The sequence below is a fragment of the Streptomyces sp. NPDC048462 genome, from assembly GCF_043200175.1.
GTDB lineage: Bacteria > Actinomycetota > Actinomycetes > Streptomycetales > Streptomycetaceae > Streptomyces.
In genome coordinates, this window is sequence record NZ_JBICXG010000003.1 from 331,282 (window position 1) to 346,280 (window position 14,999).

Below are 14,999 nucleotides of genomic sequence, written 5' to 3' on the forward strand. Positions count from 1 at the left end.
CAGGCGCCGGCCAGGGAGCGGGGAACGGGTGGCGGGCCGGGGCGCCCGCGCGAGCGCTCACCCTGCGGGTGCCCCGGCCCTCCCATCGCTTCCCGGTCAGGTGGCGGGCAGTTCGCCCCGGACGGTTCGGGCCGCGGTGACGAGGTTCTCCAGGGACGCCCTGGTCTCGGTCCAGCCCCGGGTCTTCAGGCCGCAGTCGGGGTTGACCCACAGGCGTTCGGCGGGGATGGCCTCAAGTCCCTTGCGGAGCAGGGCGGCGGCCTCGTCGGCGTCGGGTACCCGGGGGGAGTGGATGTCGTAGACGCCGGGTCCGGCTTCGCGGGGGTAGCCGTGTCCGGCCAGTTCCCGGGCGACCTGCATGTGCGAACGGGCGGCCTCCAGGCTGATGACGTCGGCGTCCAGATCGTCGATGGCCTGGACGATGTCGCCGAACTCGGCGTAGCACATGTGGGTGTGGATCTGGGTGTCCGGCCGTACCCCGCCGGTGGTGAGCCGGAACGACTCGGTCGCCCAGTCCAGGTAGGCGGCGCGGTCCGCCGTCCGTAGCGGCAGGGTCTCGCGCAGTGCGGGTTCGTCCACCTGGATGACCGAAGTGCCACCAGATTCAAGGTCGTTGACCTCGTCGCGCAGGGCGAGGGCGACCTGCATCGCGGTGTCGCCGAGTGGCTGGTCGTCGCGGACGAAGGACCAGGCGAGCATGGTGACGGGGCCGGTGAGCATGCCCTTGACGGGCCGGTCGGTGAGGGACTGGGCGTACGTCGTCCAGCGCACCGTCATCGGCTCGGTGCGGGAGATGTCGCCGGCCAGGACCGGTGGGCGCACGTAGCGGGTGCCGTAGGACTGGACCCAGCCGTGCCGGGTGGCGAGGTAGCCGGTGAGCTGTTCGGCGAAGTACTGCACCATGTCGTTGCGTTCGGGCTCGCCGTGCACCAGGACGTCGATGCCGGTCTTCTCCTGGAAGGAGATGACCTCCCGGATCTCGTCCTTGATCCGCTCCTCGTAGCCGGCGGTGTCGATCCGGCCCGCGCGGAGGTCGGCCCGTGCGGTGCGCAGTTCATTCGTCTGCGGGAAGGAGCCGATGGTCGTCGTGGGCAGCAGGGGCAGCCCGAGGCGGGCACGCTGGGCGGCGGTCCGCCCGGCGTACGGCTGGGAGCGCCGCCCGTCCGCGTCGGTGACGGCCGCGGTCCTGGCCCGTACGGCGGGGTCGCGGGTGATGGGGGAGTCCCGGCGGGAGGCGAGGGCGGCGCGGTTGGCGGCGATCTCGGCGGCGACGGCCCCGGTGCCCCGGGTCAGCGCCCTGGCCAGTGTGACGACCTCGGCGGTCTTCTGCCCGGCGAAGGCGAGCCAGCGCAGGATCCGGGGGTCGATGTCCTTCTCGGGCGCCGTGTCGAGCGGGACGTGCAGCAGGGAGCAGGACGCGGCCACGTCGACGCTGTCGGCCAGGCCCAGGAGGGTGGCGAGGGTGGAGAGGGACTTCTCGTAGTCGTTGATCCAGATGTTGCGTCCGTTGACGACGCCGGCGACGAGCCGCTTGCCGGGCAGCCCGCCCGCGGCGGCGAGGTCGCCGAGGTTGGCGGCCGCCGCGCCGGTGAAGTCCACGGCCAGACCCTCCACCGGGGCCTTCGCCAGGACGGGCAGGGCCTCACCGAGCCGGTCGAAGTATGAGGCGACGAGCAGCTTGGGTCGGTCGGTGAGGCCGCCGAGCTCACGGTAGGCGCGGGCCACCGCGTTCAGCTCGGCGGGGGAGCGGTCCTGGACGAGCGCGGGTTCGTCCAGTTGGACCCACTCCGCGCCGGCGGCACGCAGATCGGCGAGTACCTCCGCGTAGACCGGAAGCAGCCGGTCGAGCAGGGTGAGCGGCTCGAAGCCGTCCGGCACCCCCGGGGCCGGCTTGGCCAGCAGGAGATAGGTGACCGGGCCGACGAGCACCGGCCGGGCGGTGAGGCCGAGCGCGAGGGCCTCCCCCAACTCCGTTACCTGCTTGGCGGAGTCGGCGCTGAAGACGGTGTCCGGACCGAGTTCGGGGACGAGGTAGTGGTAGTTGGTGTCGAACCACTTGGTCATCTCCAGCGGCGCCACGTCCTGGGTGCCGCGGGCCATCGCGAAGTAGCCGTCCAGGGCGTCGGCATCGACGGCCGCTCGGTGGCGTGCGGGGATCGCGCCGACCATGACGCTGGTGTCCAGGACGTGGTCGTAGTACGAGAAGTCGCCGGTGGGCACCTCGTGGACGCCGGCGTCGGCCAGCCGCGTCCAGTTGGCGCGGCGCAGGCCGGCCGCGGTCTCCCGGAGGGCGCCGGCGGCGACACGGCCCTTCCAGTAACCCTCGACGGCCTTCTTCAGTTCCCGGTCCGGTCCCTGGCGGGGGTAGCCGTACACGGTGGCTCGTGCTGCCGCGGCTGCGGGCTTGGCTGTCACGGAAATCTCCTTCGCGAGATGACTCCTGAACATCCCGGGACGGGACGCGGACGCGAAGGGATGACGAACCGGACGGACCACACCGACGATGTGCCGTGTGTACCGCTCGATATGTACGCCGACCCGCCCACGAGGTCACCGGGGTATCCGCACGCGAGGGTTCGCGTGCGGGCAACGGGCAGGTCTTCGGACTCGCGGGCACATCCGCCGAGGCGGACACCTACTGGCCGTCGCTTCCCAGATCCAACCGGACCCAGTGCGTATGACGGCGGTCGTTCCCACTCACCGCTGCGGGGCAGTCCCGGAATTCCACCGGGTTCCCTCTTGCGACGCGCCTGTCTGGCGGACAGGGCGAACCAGCTGCACGGACCACACTAGACCGTCGTCCGGCGCCCCGGGCCAAGCCGTTCACATTGCGGAACGCCTGTCACCGAGGGGAGCGGGCCGGCGCTCCGTCCCGGGCGCCGGCCGTCAGAAGCGGCTCATCTCATAGATCTTCTGTCCCGTGGACGAGTAGACGACGGCGCGGGCATCGTTGACGAAGCCGACCCGGTAGGTCGCCTTGTTCGGGCTCTGCGTCACGACGAACGCGTAGCGGCCGTCCTCGTCCGCGGTGCTGGAGATGGAGCAGGTCATCGGGCCGCCGATGTCGAGCGGGGCGCCGTTGTCGTAGTAGAAGCCCGAGCAGGTGCCGTCCTGGCCGAAGACCATGGGGTCGGCGGACCCGGCGGCCTTCCAGGTGCCGACCATCGCGGAGGAGCCCGGTGCCTCTTCGCCGCTGCCGGAAGGCGGGATCATCGCCCGTATGCCGAAGAAGGCCGCGACGAGCACCAGGACGGCCACGATGAGGGTGGGCAGCGGATTCCGCGCGACGACGTTCTTGATGCTGGTATTGGCGTTGATCCGGCCGAAGTTGGCACCCGTGACGACGGCTCCGCCGGCCCGGATGCCGGTGGGCTCGGAGTCCGCCGGCGGGGAGGTGTTCCCGCCGCCCGCATTCGACAGGATGGCCTCGAGTTGCGCGGCGAACCGGGGGTCCTGGTCCGCCGCGTCCCGGAGGACGTTCTCGGCGCGCGTGCGTGCCGGAGCCGTGGCGTCGCCGTTCTCCCGCGACTCGGACACCAGCTGCTGGATCGCCGGATCGCCGCCCAGCTTGGCGTCCACCAGCTCCCACAGCCGTTGAACCAGCAACTCCATCGTGTGGTCGGTGAGTCCGTTGAGCTGGCCCCCCGCCCGCCTGGCCTTGCCCACTGCCCACATGATCAACATGCCGACCGCGACGTCCATGCCCATGTGCTGTCCTTCCGTGGATGGCCCCGACCCGTCCGGATCGACCAGATCGTTCAGGTGGTCCGGACCGTCCCGAGCGTCGCTATGGGTGCGATGGCGGTGATGTCCGTGATGGTGGTGACGGCGGTGGGGACAGCGTTTGGGTCCGGGCGTCCGGCGTCATGCCTGATCGCTGCGGGGGCGGTGGCACCTGCGAGGCCCGGCCGGAGGCAACACGTGATTCCCGGAGTGCCGTGCTCCGCGCCGTCCTTCGTGATGCTGCAAGTTAGCACCTGCGCAACTCGGTTGAGGAGGGTTCGCAAGGGTTCGCCAGGAACCTGCCGGCCCGGCTCTTCGGTCCGGGTTCCGCCGCCGCTGCCGGGCGGTGCCGGAGGGCTCGGGGCCGCCCGGAGAACGGTAGTTCCGCTCCCCGCTCCCGCGTCCTCGGTGAGCGTGACTCCCGCTCCTGTGGGACGAATGGAGTGCCCCACCCGGAGCGGGCCGTGCACCGCCGGGTCCGGGCGGCGGCCGAAGACGTCCGGTGCCGAGGCTGCCACGCATCGTCGCCGGTCACCCGGGTACCCGCACCGGTGGACGCCTACGGAAGGAAGTGAGCACACCGTGAACGACGGTCACCCGAAAGACCCGGGGAGCAGCGCGGCCCCGATTCCCCGCGACCCGCCCGATCAGCAGGCCAGGGCCGACGAGGACCCCTTGGACGTGGTCGGCGGTGCGAAGCGGCGGACGGCCGACGAGCGGCCGGACCTGGAGGTCCCCGATACCGACGAGGCGGGCACCGGCCGACGCGGCGCTCCGCATGTCGGCCATCACCCTCATCCCGAGCACCCCGTCCCCGACGAACCGTCCGGCTGAGCTCCGGCCCGCTGCGGAGGGCGGCCGGCAGGGGCGGCAGTCGCGGTGCGGGCGCCGGGCCCGGTGCGTGCGGCCCGGCAGGTCCCGCTCCTCTCAGACGGCTCCGAGGTCGGTGCCGAGCCAGCGCTGGGGCCGCATGTGGACGACCACCTGCTCGCCGTGCTCCTTCCAGGCGAAGTCGACGTAACCCTCGACCTTCTCTGCGGGGAGGTAGCGCGACGACATCTCGACCAGCTGTTCGCGGGTGGCCGGGACGGTCGAGACGACGGGACCCTCGACCGAGACGTAGCGCACGGTCGGTGAGACGCGGTCGACCATCAGACAGAACCGGCCCGCCTCCGCGATCGCCTTGCCCTTGCGGGAGTTGAGCCCCGTCATGATCCAGATGTCGCCGCCCGGCCGGTACTGGTACCAGATCGGGACCGTCAGCGGTGACCGGTCCGGCTCGGTCGCGTGCACGGCCAGTGCCGCGACGTGCGGCTCCGCCAGAAACTGCTCGCGCTCTTCACGGGTCAAAGCCACGGGGACTCCTTCGTGGTGGGTGTCGTGAGCCTCTGGTGCTGAATTATGCAACGTTCGTACCGTGTCGTCCTGGCATCCGCGGCGGGGCGTCAGGGCGTCAGGACAATGCGCTGGCCGGGGGAGGTCTGCGTGTTCCACGCCTCCTCGACCTGGCTCAGCGGGATGAGCAGCGGGTCCACGGCCAGGGCTCCGGAGACGATCCGCTCGGCCAGGGACGGCAGCTCGGCGACGATGCCGCCGGTGGTCACCGAGCCCTGGCCGCTGCCGATGACGTTCAGGTTCGCCGCGCGAAGCAGGGACGAGGGCAGGTTGATGTTCTGCCCGGCCATGGACCCGATCTGGATCCAGGTCAGCGGCTTCGCGCGGTCGGTGCGGGCCGTCAGCAGTGCGGGCATGGCCTGCTGGGTGACATGGCCCCAGAGGTAGTCGATGACCACGTCGACGTCCGCTGCCGCCTGCCCGAGCCGGCTCGCCACGGTCTCGTCGTCGCCGGTCAGGCTCACCGTCTCGTCGGCTCCGATGGCCTCCAGCAGCCTGAGCCGCTCGGGGGCGCGGCCCGCGCCGATCACCCGGCCGGCCCCGAGGTGCCCGGCGATCTGGACGGCCAGCTGTCCGGCGTTGCCCGTGGCGCCGAGGACCAGCACGGAGCTGCCGGGCCGGAAGGAGATGCGGGAGCGCAGCGCCACCCACGAGGACATGCCGGGGTTCATGGCCGCGGCCACGTCGGCCGGGTCCGTCCCGGGCGGCAGCGCGATGGCCCGGCGGCGGTCGGCCACCGCCTTCTCCGCCATGGTGCCCGGGGCCGTGTCCGTGGCGACGAAGTAGAGCAGTTCGCCCTCCTGGGTGCGGCCGACCGCGTCGAAGCCGGGAATCAGGGGCAGCGTGCCGTCGGAGGTGTAGTGGCTGCCGTTCGCGGCCGAGCGGACCCGGGGGTGCAGACCGGCGGCCAGGACGTCGACCAGGACCTCGTGGTCCCCGGAGACGCTGGGAGTCGGGAAGCTCTCGAACCGGGGCGGCGAGCCGAAGGACCGTACGACTGCGGCGTGCATGGGATTCTCCCGTTCCGATGGGACTGCCGCGACCATTTGGTTTGCGGCACGTACTAAATCCGAAAATAGTTTGTGCCACGTACTACGTCAAATAGGCTGGCCCCATGACCCTCGAATCCGACCCGTCCGGCCTTGCCGATGACGGGCCCCTGAACACGGTGGACGCGCTGGTGCAGCTGTCCTTCCTGATCCACCGGATCGTCTCCGCCGCAGGCGCCGAGCACGAGTTGTCGGTCATCCAGATCCGGCTCCTCGGCATCCTGCGCGACCGGCGGGCGGGCATGGTCGAGCTCGGACGCCACCTCGGCCTGGACAAGTCCTCGATGACCGGTCTGGTCGGCCGCGCGGAGAAGCGCGGCCTGGTCGAGCGCACACCCTCCCCGTACGACGGCCGCGCCGTCCTCGTCACCCTGACCCCCGGCGGCAGGCGGCTCGCCCGACAGTGCGCGGACGAGATCGGCCGCCGGGTGAGCGCGCTCACCGACGAGCTGCCCGCCGCCCGGCGCGCCCAGCTCACCGAGCTCGCCGCCTCCCTCCTCCAGGTGCGGCAACCGGGGTCCGGCGCCGGGGAGCAGAGTCTCTGACGAGGGCGCGGAACCACGGGAACGGGCGCACCGGCGGAGGTACCCTCCTCGCATGGATGACCAGCGCCTCGCCAACCTCGCGCACCTGCGCCGGGCCCGGGATCTCGTCGACCGGGAGTATGCGCGGCCGCTGGACGTGACGGCCATGGCGAGCCGCGCGCTGATGTCACCGGGCCACTTCTCCCGGGCGTTCCGGGAGGCCTACGGCGAGACGCCGTACAGCTACCTCATGACCCGGCGGGTCGAGCGGGCGATGGCGCTGCTGCGCACGGGCATGAGCGTGACCGACGCGTGCATGACGGTCGGCTGTACCTCCCTCGGCTCGTTCAGCTCCCGGTTCACCGAACTCGTGGGGATGACACCGAGCGCGTACCGGGCCGGAGACCACAGCGCCGTGCTGGCGTTGCCCGCGTGTCTGGCCAGGGCGCACACCCGGCCGGTCAAGGACCAGCCGGCCGCGATCGGCGGGACGCCGGCCTGACGGGCGTGGGGCGGCGGGCGCCGGGCAAGGTCTTCGTCGCGGCGTGGTGCATGTGCGGGCCATCTTCCGCACCCACCGTGTTCATCCCGAACGATCATGATGCGAGCGCCCGACCGACGCATCCCGATCCGAACCGGTGAACCCATGCAGAAACGAACCGTCGCCGTCGCTCTGACGCTCGCCGCATCTGCCCTGCTGTCGACAGCGGCGCCGGCCCAGGCGAGCTCCTCTCCCGGCCGCTACTACGGCACCAAGACCCCGTACGCGCCCCAGCAGAACCTGCGGGCCTACCAGCAGGCCCCCGAGGGGTTCGTCCCGGTGTTCACCGAGAGCGTCTCCCGCCACGGATCCCGGGCGGCGTCCGACAGCGAGGACGGCGACCTGATCCTGGCGCTGTGGTCGAAAGCCGCGAGCGAGGGCCAACTCACCCGCGCGGGCGAGCGCTTCGGCGACGAGGCGCGGTCTCTGCTCGCGGCTATGGACAAGGTCGGATACGGACAGCTCAGTGGCCGGGGTGAGCGCGAGCTCGTGGATACTGCGGCCCGGCTGGAGAAGCGGCTCCCCACGCTCTTCGGGCGGATCGTCAGGAACTCCGAGCAGATCGACATCGTCGACTCCGGCAAGGACCGCGCCGTCGACAGCGGCAATCTGTTCGCGACGGCCCTGGCTGACAACGACCCCGCTCTCAAGCCGCTCATCACGCCCGCCAGGACCGACGCCGACCTGCTCTACTTCCATAAGTCGGCCGGTGGCGAGGAGTACCGGGACTACGTCGACAACGACGAGCGGCTGGCCGCCACGCTCAAGCGGATCACCGACCAGCCGGCCACCCGGACCGCCGCCTGCAACGTCCTGAAGAAGATCTTCAAGCCGGCCTTCGTCAAGCGGGTCTCGGCCGGCGAGTTCTCCGGGATCGGCACCGACACGGAAGCCGCGCAGGCGGTCTACGCCCTCTACAGCATCGCTCCGGCCATGTCCGACGAGGGCAGTTGGAACATGGAGCGCTACATCGCACCGCGCGACGCCCGGTGGTTCGCCTACCTCGGCGATGCCGAGGACTTCTACGAGAAGGGCCCGGGATTCTCCGACAGCGACATCACCTTCAGGATGGCGAACGTCCTGCTCGATGACTTCTTCGAGAAGATCGACGCCAAGCGGGCCGGGACGGCGGACATGGGCGCCGAGCTGCGCTTCACCCACGCGGAGGAGATCATCCCGCTGGCCGCGCTCATGGGTCTGCCCGGCAGCACGGAGCCGGCATCGCCGGCGAAGCCGTACACGTACGCCGACAACGCCTGGCGAGGCGCGTCGGTGGCGCCCATGGCCGCGAACATCCAGTGGGACCTGTACCGGAAGACGGGAACCGGGAGCGAGGGAAGCCGGGGGAGCAGATACCTGGTGCGGATGCTCTACAACGAGAGGCAGACCGCCTTCAAGCAGGGCTGCGAGCCGGTGTCGAAGGGGAGTTACTTCTACGACGCCGACGAGCTGAAGCGCTGCTTCGGCCGCGCCGAGTCCTGACAGCCAACCGGCGGCGGCGACCGTGACAACGGCGCCTACCCGCCGCCCGGGACATCTCCGGCGGCGGCACCGACTGTCCCGGCCGCCGCGAGCATGGCGATCAGCCCGTGCACCTGCTCCCGGGTGCCGGGCCGGCCGGTCATCAGGAGGCGATGGGCGGGCGCGACCGAGGCGAGCGTCACCGCGGCGGTGCCGGTGCCCGCCTGAACGTGTCTGCGGCACCGTGCCCGGCCGTGCCTCGCTTGCGGCCCGGAGTCGGGGGCGGCAGGGTTCGGGGTGTGGCCACTTTGCTGATCGTCCATCACACGCCCTCCCCGAACTGCCAGGCGCTGTTCGAAGCCGTCGTCTCCGGCGCGACGACGGAGGGGATCGAGGGTGTCCGGGTCGTGCGGCGCGCGGCACTCGCCGCCACGGCGTCCGACGTGCTCGCCGCCGACGGCCTGCTGCTGGGGACCCCGGCCAACCTCGGCTACATGTCCGGTGCCCTCAAGCACTTCTTCGACCAGGTCTACTACCCGTGCCTGGACGCGACGCGCGGCCGGCCCTTCGGGTACTACGTGCACGGCGGCAACGACGTCACCGGTGCCGTCCGGGCCATCGAGTCGATCACCACGGGCCTGGGATGGCGCCGGGCGGCCGACGCCGTGACGGTGACGGGCGAACCGGGCAAGGCCGACACGGAGGCGTGCTGGGAGCTGGGGGCGACGCTCGCGAGCGGCCTGATGGCCTGACTCCTCGGGCGGCCCGCCTGCGACGATGTCACCCGCTTGCCGGTCCGGAGGTTGCCGCTAATGTCGATATGTAGGCCGAAAGTGCATTTTCGTCTCCGCGTCTCCCGGTTCGGAGGGACGGCGCCGTACGAGAAGGAGCCTCCCCATGAGCCGTACATTGCGGGGCGCGATAGCCCTGGCCGGAGCGGCGGCCCTGTCCCTGGGCGCGGTGGCGACCAGCGGCGCGGCGCAGCCGGGAGCGGGCAGAGCGGCAGCGGACGACGTGAAGATCGGTCTGCTGCTGCCGGAGAGCAAGACCACGCGGTACGAGAAGTTCGACAAGCCGTACATCGAGAACAAGATCAAGGAACTGGCACCCGGCGCGCAGATCGACTACTACAACGCCGCCGAGAGCGCCACCACCCAGCAGCAGCAGGTGAACACCGCCCTCGCCAAGGGCGACAAGGTGCTCATCCTGGACGCCGTGGACGCCAAGTCGATCCAGTCGTCCGTGCAGAAGGCGCGGGCCGCGGGCGTGAAGGTCGTCGCGTACGACCGCCTCGCCCAGGGCCCCGTCGACAGCTACGTCTCGTACGACAACCGCAAGGTCGGTGAGCTGCAGGGCAAGGCGCTGCTCGCCGCCCTGGGGAGCAGGGCCGGCAGCGGCGAGATCGTGATGCAGAACGGTTCGCCGACCGACCCGAACGCCGCCGAGTTCAAGGCGGGCGCCCACTCCGTCCTCGACGGCAAGGTGAAGATCGGCAAGGAGTACGACACCCCGAACTGGGACCCGAACAACGCCAACCAGCAGATGGCGGGCGCCATCAGCGCCCTGGGCAAGAACAACATCATCGGCGTCTACTCGGCCAACGACGGCCTGGCCGCCGGTATCGCCACCGCTCTCAAGGCGGCCGGTATGAACGTGCCGTTGACCGGCCAGGACGCCCAGCTCGACGCGATCCAGCGGATCCTGCTCGGCACCCAGACCATCACGGTGGAGAAGCCGTACAAGCCGGAGGCGGACATCGCCGCCGAGATGGCGGTCGCGCTCGCCCAGGGCAAGGACATCCCCAAGTCCCTGACGCCCACCACCGTCACCAGCGGCAGCGGTGAGAAGGTCCCGGCCAGGCTGCTGACACCGGTCGTGGTCGACAAGGACAACATCAAGGACACCGTCGTCAAGGACGGCCTGTACACGGTCAAGGACATCTGCACTCCCGCCTACGCCGCCGCGTGCGCGAAGGCGGGTCTCCAGTAGTCCCGAGGCCTCCAGCAGTCCCGGCCTCCAGCAGTCCCGAGGCCTCCAGTAGTCCCGAGTCCGCGAATCCGGACGGGCCGCACCGCGCGGGCCGTCCGGCGGGGGTGCCAGACGGCCCGCGCGTGCGGGCGGAGGAGGCGGTTCCGTTGCCGGAAGCACCTGTGCTCACACTGCGGGGGATCTCCAAACGGTTCGGTGCCGTGCAGGCACTGTCGGGCTTCGATCTGGACGTCCGCCCCGGCGAGGTCGTCGCGCTCGTCGGTGACAACGGCGCCGGGAAGTCCACCGCGGTCAAGACGATCGCGGGGGTCAACAGACCGGACGAGGGCGTCATCGAATGGCAGGGCCGCCGGGTGACCATCGACCGGCCGCACGACGCCCAGCGCCTCGGCATCGCGACCGTCTACCAGGACCTGGCCCTGTGCGACAACCTCGACGTGGTCGGCAACCTCTTCCTCGGCCGCGAACTGCGCCGTTTCGGCGTGCTCGACGAGGTCCGCATGGACCGGCGCAGCAGAGAACTGCTCGACACCCTGTCCATCCGCATCCCCAGTGTCCGCATCCCGGTCGCCTCCCTGTCCGGCGGCCAGCGCCAGACGGTGGCGATCGCCCGTTCCCTCATCGGTGAACCGAAGGTCGTCATCCTCGACGAGCCCACCGCGGCCCTGGGCGTGGAGCAGACGGCCGAGGTCCTCGACCTGGTCGAGCGGCTCCGTGACCGAGGCCTCGGGACCATTCTGGTCAGCCACAACATGGTGGACGTGATGGCGGTCGCGGACCGGATCGCGGTCATGCGGCTGGGCCGCAACAACGGCTACTTCGACCGGCGTTCCACCACGACCGAGGAGATCATCTCCGCCATCACGGGTGCCACCGACAGCGCCGTGACCCGCCGTCAGGCCCGTAGGCGGGAGGAGGAGCGATGACCAGGAACCGCTCCCGCGGCGACGACGCACAGGAACCGGCACCCGCCGCCACCCCCGCCGTCGACACCCGGCTGCTCGTGCGCGAGGAGGGACTCCGCGGCTACCTGCGGGAGTTCTGGCGCAAGCTGCGGAGCGGCGAGCTGGGTTCCCTGCCCGTCGTCCTCGCCGTGATCATCATCTGGACCGTGTTCGGCAGCCTCAACAGCACGTTCCTCTCGGCACAGAACCTTTCAGACCTCAGCCAGCAGATCGTCGGCACCGGCATGATCGCCGTCGGGATCGTCTTCGTCCTGCTCCTCGGCGAGATCGACCTCTCCGTCGGCTCCGTCAGCGGCCTGTGCGCCGCGATCTTCGCCGTACTGAACGTCCTGAACGGTATGAACCAGTGGCTGGCGCTCCTGATCGCCATCCTCGGCGGAGCGGCCGTGGGCCTCATCCACGGCTTCTTCTTCGCGAAGGTCGGCGTGCCCGCGTTCGTCGTCACCCTGGCCGGCAACCTCGCCTGGAACGGGCTGATGCTCCAGGTGCTCGGCTCCAGCGGAACGGTCAACATCCCGAGCGACAGCATTGTCGCCGAGCTCTACTCGACCATCTACGCCAGCCCGGCCGCCGCCTACGCGGCGGCGGCCGTGGGGGTCGGGCTGTTCCTGGCGGCATCGCTCCTGGACGCCGGTCGCCGCAGGGCGGCCAAGGTACCGTCGCGCCCGGTCACCGAGATCGTGCTGCGCGCGGCTGTCCTCGCCGCGATCGCCTTCGCCACCGCGTACATCCTCAACCGGTACGAGGGCCTGCCGCTGGCTCTGCTGATCTTCCTGATCCTGCTGGTGGTACTGGACTTCGTGCTGCGCCGCACCACGTACGGGCGGAAGATCTTCGCCGTCGGCGGCAACGTCGAGGGCGCGCGGCGGGCCGGAATCGGCGTGGCGTCCATCCGGATGTCCGTCTTCTCGATCGCCGGCACCATGGCGGGGGTCGGCGGCATCTTCCTGGCCGGGCAGATCCAGTCCGCGAGCCAGACCTCGGGCGGCGGCAACCTGCTGATGAACGTCATCGCCGCGGCCGTCATCGGCGGTACGAGCCTCTTCGGCGGGCGGGGTTCGGTCTGGTCGGCCCTGCTCGGCGCCCTGGTGATCGGGTCCATCCAGTCGGGGATGAACATCATGGGGGTCAGCAACGCCGTCCAGTTCATGATCACGGGTGCCGTGCTGCTGGCGGCCGTGGTCGTCGACTCCCTCTCGCGCAGGAGCCAGAAAGCGGCGGGACGAGCCTGAGGGGTGGCCGCTCCTCGCCGGTCACCGAGCCGTCACCGGCTGCGGATCTCGGCCGGCAGCCGCCTGAGGAAAGGAATCCGGTCGCTGTCGGCGGGCAGACGCGCGAGGCAGTCGTCCAGGTCCTCGACCTGTCGACCGGCTACAGGGCCACGACCGTCGTCTCGGTCGCCTTGACGCTGGTCCACACCGGGACGCCGTCCGCGAGGCCGAGTTCGGCCGCGGCCTGTGGGGTGATCTCCGCGACGAGATCCGGTGCCTGCGACGACGTGATGAGGACGCGCAGCCGGCTGCCGCTGGTGGTGATCTCCCGGACGGTGCCCGCCCAGATGTTGCGCGGGCTGCCGCCGGGCTCGGCGCGGTGCACGGAGACCGCCTCGGGGGCGATGACCGCGAGCGCCGCGGTACCGGCCGGCAGCGGGTCCGCGATGACCAGGAGGCCGCCGCCGTCGAGCCGGAGACCCTCGGCGGTCGCGGTGCCCGGCCAGGCGTTGCGGCCGAGCATGCGGGCGACCCAGGGGGAGTGGGGGTGCCGGGTCACCTCGCCGGGCGGGGCGTCCTGGAGTACGCGGCCGTCCTCCAGTACGAGGACGCGGTCCGCGAGGGACACGGCCTCCACCGGGTCATGGGTGACGATCAGGCAGACGCCGCCGAAGCCGTCGAGGTGGGTGCGCAGGGTGTGCCGGACATGTGCCCGGGTGGTCTGGTCGAGCGCGGCCAGGGGCTCGTCGAGCAGCAGCAGCCGGGGCCGGGTGGCGAGCGCCCTGGCCAGGGCGATGCGCTGGGCCTGCCCGCCGGAGACCTGGGACGGCCTGCGGGCGGCCAGGTGGCCCACGCCGAGGCGGTCCAGCCATTCCTGGGCCCTGCGGCGGGCCTCGGCGCGCGCCACACCCTGGGCGCGCAGCCCGTAGGCGGTGTTCGCGAGCGCGCTGAGGTGCGGGAACAGCGCGCCGTCCTGCGGCACCCAGGCGACGCCCCGGCGGTGCGTGGGCAGGGTGCTGACGTCCATCTCCCCGAGCCGCAGCGCGGCGTGGGCGCGCGGGGTGAGGCCGAGCAGGGCGCGCAGCAGGGTCGTCTTGCCCGCGCCGTTGGGCCCGACGACGGCGATGGTGGTCCCGGCGTCGGCGTCGAGCGTGAGCTGGTTGAAGCCGGTGACCTCGGCGTGCAGCGGCCAGCTGTCCTGGACGGTCCCGGCCGAGGTCCCGGTTTCGGCTCCGGGCCCGGCGCGTTCCGGTGCGGGCGGCCGGGCGTCCGGCGCCGGGACGGCGGCCGGATCGTCGGCCTGGGCGCGCGGCCCGGCGGTCGCCGCGCTCGGGGTGCCGGTCCACCGCCCGCGCAGCCCGATGAGGACGAGCATCGCGATCGCGAGCAGGAGCAGGGAGACCGAGGTGGCGGCCTCCGGGTTGTCCTGGAGGAGCAGGTAGACCTGGAGCGGCAGGGTCTGGGTGGTTCCGGGGAGGTTTCCGGCGAACGTGATGGTGGCGCCGAACTCACCCAGTGCCCGCGCCCAGGTGAGCGCGGCTCCGGCGGCGAGGCCGGGGGCGACCATGGGCAGGGTGACGGTGAAGAACACCCGTACCGGCGAGGCCCCGAGGGAGGACGCCGTCTCCTCGTAACGGGGGCGCAGCCCGCCGAGCGCCCCTTCGAGGCTGATGACCAGGAACGGCATCGCGACGAACGTCGCCGCCAGGACGGCGCCGGAGGTGTGGAAGGGCAGCGTGATGCCGAACGTGTCCTCGAGCCACGGCCCGAGCAGACCGCGCCGGCCGAAGGCGAGCAGCAGGGCCACACCGCCCACCGTGGGCGGCAGCACCATCGGCAGGAGCACGAGGGAACGGACGAAGGTCTTGCCGGGGAACTCGGTACGGGCCAGCAGCCAGGCCAGCGGCACACCGAGTACGAGCGAGAGGCCGAGCGCCCAGAACGAGACGAGCAGCGACAGTTTCAGCGCCTGGGTGGTCTCGGGGCTGGTCAGATGAGTGCCCAGGTCGCCCCAGGAGGTGCGGGCGAGGATTCCGATCAGCGGCAGCAACAGGAAGGCGATGGCCAGCAGCGCGGGGATCGCCAGCGCGATCGGTGCGCGGGGGCCGGTGGTGCGGCTGCGAAGGCGTCTCATCGAAGTC

General features: G+C 71.3%; 14 protein-coding genes and 1 riboswitch. Of the genes, 8 read left to right on the forward strand and 6 right to left on the reverse strand.

Annotated features, from left to right (window positions below; genetic code table 11):
- Positions 1–96: 96 nt before the first annotated feature.
- Positions 97–2,415, reverse strand: a complete 2,319-nt coding sequence (gene metE / locus ACGFU6_RS07500; RefSeq protein WP_393608745.1) for a 5-methyltetrahydropteroyltriglutamate--homocysteine S-methyltransferase — start codon at positions 2,413–2,415, stop codon at positions 97–99.
- A 159-nt stretch (positions 2,416–2,574) separates the two neighbouring features.
- A riboswitch (cobalamin riboswitch) is annotated at positions 2,575–2,791 on the reverse strand.
- Between the two features lie 95 nt (positions 2,792–2,886).
- Positions 2,887–3,708 (reverse strand): hypothetical protein, encoded by an 822-nt coding sequence (locus tag ACGFU6_RS07505; protein WP_393608747.1) that lies wholly within the window; start codon positions 3,706–3,708, stop codon positions 2,887–2,889.
- Positions 3,709–4,305: 597 nt separating this feature from the next.
- Here ACGFU6_RS07505 and ACGFU6_RS07510 point away from each other — a divergent pair.
- Positions 4,306–4,557 (forward strand): hypothetical protein, encoded by a 252-nt coding sequence (locus ACGFU6_RS07510; protein WP_393608748.1) that lies wholly within the window; start codon positions 4,306–4,308, stop codon positions 4,555–4,557.
- Positions 4,558–4,650: 93 nt separating this feature from the next.
- Here ACGFU6_RS07510 and ACGFU6_RS07515 read toward each other — a convergent pair whose 3' ends face one another.
- Both ACGFU6_RS07515 and ACGFU6_RS07520 read right to left on the reverse strand, forming a co-directional pair.
- The gene (locus ACGFU6_RS07515; protein WP_393608750.1) at positions 4,651–5,079 is read right to left on the reverse strand and encodes a pyridoxamine 5'-phosphate oxidase family protein; all 429 of its coding nucleotides are present in this window, start codon (positions 5,077–5,079) and stop codon (positions 4,651–4,653) included.
- Positions 5,080–5,168: 89 nt separating this feature from the next.
- Positions 5,169–6,128, reverse strand: a complete 960-nt coding sequence (locus ACGFU6_RS07520; protein WP_393608752.1) for a zinc-binding alcohol dehydrogenase family protein — start codon at positions 6,126–6,128, stop codon at positions 5,169–5,171.
- Between the two features lie 104 nt (positions 6,129–6,232).
- Between ACGFU6_RS07520 and ACGFU6_RS07525 the strand changes: the two genes are divergently transcribed.
- The 3 genes from ACGFU6_RS07525 (at position 6,233) to ACGFU6_RS07535 (ending at position 8,714) form a co-directional block, all read left to right on the forward strand.
- Positions 6,233–6,712: a MarR family winged helix-turn-helix transcriptional regulator gene (locus tag ACGFU6_RS07525; protein WP_393608754.1), complete on the forward strand. Its 480-nt coding sequence runs from the start codon at positions 6,233–6,235 to the stop codon at positions 6,710–6,712.
- A 52-nt stretch (positions 6,713–6,764) separates the two neighbouring features.
- Positions 6,765–7,193: a helix-turn-helix transcriptional regulator gene (locus ACGFU6_RS07530; protein WP_393608756.1), complete on the forward strand. Its 429-nt coding sequence runs from the start codon at positions 6,765–6,767 to the stop codon at positions 7,191–7,193.
- A 144-nt stretch (positions 7,194–7,337) separates the two neighbouring features.
- Positions 7,338–8,714: a histidine-type phosphatase gene (locus ACGFU6_RS07535; protein ID WP_393608758.1), complete on the forward strand. Its 1,377-nt coding sequence runs from the start codon at positions 7,338–7,340 to the stop codon at positions 8,712–8,714.
- A gap of 35 nt (positions 8,715–8,749) precedes the next feature.
- On the opposite strand, the gene ACGFU6_RS07540 is transcribed toward ACGFU6_RS07535, so the two are convergent.
- Entirely contained in the window at positions 8,750–9,016 is a 267-nt protein-coding gene (locus ACGFU6_RS07540; RefSeq protein WP_393608759.1) for a hypothetical protein, read from the reverse strand.
- On the opposite strand from ACGFU6_RS07540, the gene ACGFU6_RS07545 reads away from it, so the two are divergent.
- From ACGFU6_RS07545 to ACGFU6_RS07560, 4 genes are all read left to right on the forward strand, one after another.
- Positions 8,993–9,445, forward strand: coding sequence for a flavodoxin family protein (locus tag ACGFU6_RS07545; protein WP_393608761.1), 453 nt, complete (start codon positions 8,993–8,995; stop codon positions 9,443–9,445). The two genes, ACGFU6_RS07540 and ACGFU6_RS07545, sit on opposite strands and share 24 nt — an antisense overlap.
- A gap of 145 nt (positions 9,446–9,590) precedes the next feature.
- Positions 9,591–10,682, forward strand: coding sequence for a sugar ABC transporter substrate-binding protein (locus ACGFU6_RS07550; RefSeq protein WP_393608763.1), 1,092 nt, complete (start codon positions 9,591–9,593; stop codon positions 10,680–10,682).
- 146 nt (positions 10,683–10,828) lie between these two features.
- A complete protein-coding gene (locus tag ACGFU6_RS07555) occupies positions 10,829–11,608 on the forward strand; it encodes an ATP-binding cassette domain-containing protein (protein ID WP_393608764.1) in 780 nt (259 codons plus the stop codon).
- The gene (locus ACGFU6_RS07560) at positions 11,605–12,879 is read left to right on the forward strand and encodes a sugar ABC transporter permease (protein WP_393608766.1); all 1,275 of its coding nucleotides are present in this window, start codon (positions 11,605–11,607) and stop codon (positions 12,877–12,879) included. Before ACGFU6_RS07555 ends, ACGFU6_RS07560 begins: the two co-directional genes overlap by 4 nt.
- Before the next feature lie 139 nt (positions 12,880–13,018).
- Here ACGFU6_RS07560 and ACGFU6_RS07565 read toward each other — a convergent pair whose 3' ends face one another.
- Positions 13,019–14,992 (reverse strand): ABC transporter permease, encoded by a 1,974-nt coding sequence (locus tag ACGFU6_RS07565; protein ID WP_393608767.1) that lies wholly within the window; start codon positions 14,990–14,992, stop codon positions 13,019–13,021.
- Between the last annotated feature and the right edge of the window lie 7 nt (positions 14,993–14,999).

What these genes read in the sequence shown, in the direction of transcription:
- ACGFU6_RS07505 (WP_393608747.1), bottom strand. Translation starts at nt 3,708, where the DNA reads ATGGGCATGGACGTCGCGGTCGGCATGTTGATCATGTGGGCAGTGGGC.
- ACGFU6_RS07520 (WP_393608752.1), bottom strand. Translation starts at nt 6,128, where the DNA reads ATGCACGCCGCAGTCGTACGGTCCTTCGGCTCGCCGCCCCGGTTCGAG.
- ACGFU6_RS07525 (WP_393608754.1), top strand. Translation starts at nt 6,233, where the DNA reads ATGACCCTCGAATCCGACCCGTCCGGCCTTGCCGATGACGGGCCCCTG.
- ACGFU6_RS07530 (WP_393608756.1), top strand. Translation starts at nt 6,765, where the DNA reads ATGGATGACCAGCGCCTCGCCAACCTCGCGCACCTGCGCCGGGCCCGG.
- ACGFU6_RS07535 (WP_393608758.1), top strand. Translation starts at nt 7,338, where the DNA reads ATGCAGAAACGAACCGTCGCCGTCGCTCTGACGCTCGCCGCATCTGCC.
- ACGFU6_RS07540 (WP_393608759.1), bottom strand. Translation starts at nt 9,016, where the DNA reads ATGGACGATCAGCAAAGTGGCCACACCCCGAACCCTGCCGCCCCCGAC.
- ACGFU6_RS07550 (WP_393608763.1), top strand. Translation starts at nt 9,591, where the DNA reads ATGAGCCGTACATTGCGGGGCGCGATAGCCCTGGCCGGAGCGGCGGCC.
- ACGFU6_RS07560 (WP_393608766.1), top strand. Translation starts at nt 11,605, where the DNA reads ATGACCAGGAACCGCTCCCGCGGCGACGACGCACAGGAACCGGCACCC.
- ACGFU6_RS07565 (WP_393608767.1), bottom strand. Translation starts at nt 14,992, where the DNA reads ATGAGACGCCTTCGCAGCCGCACCACCGGCCCCCGCGCACCGATCGCG.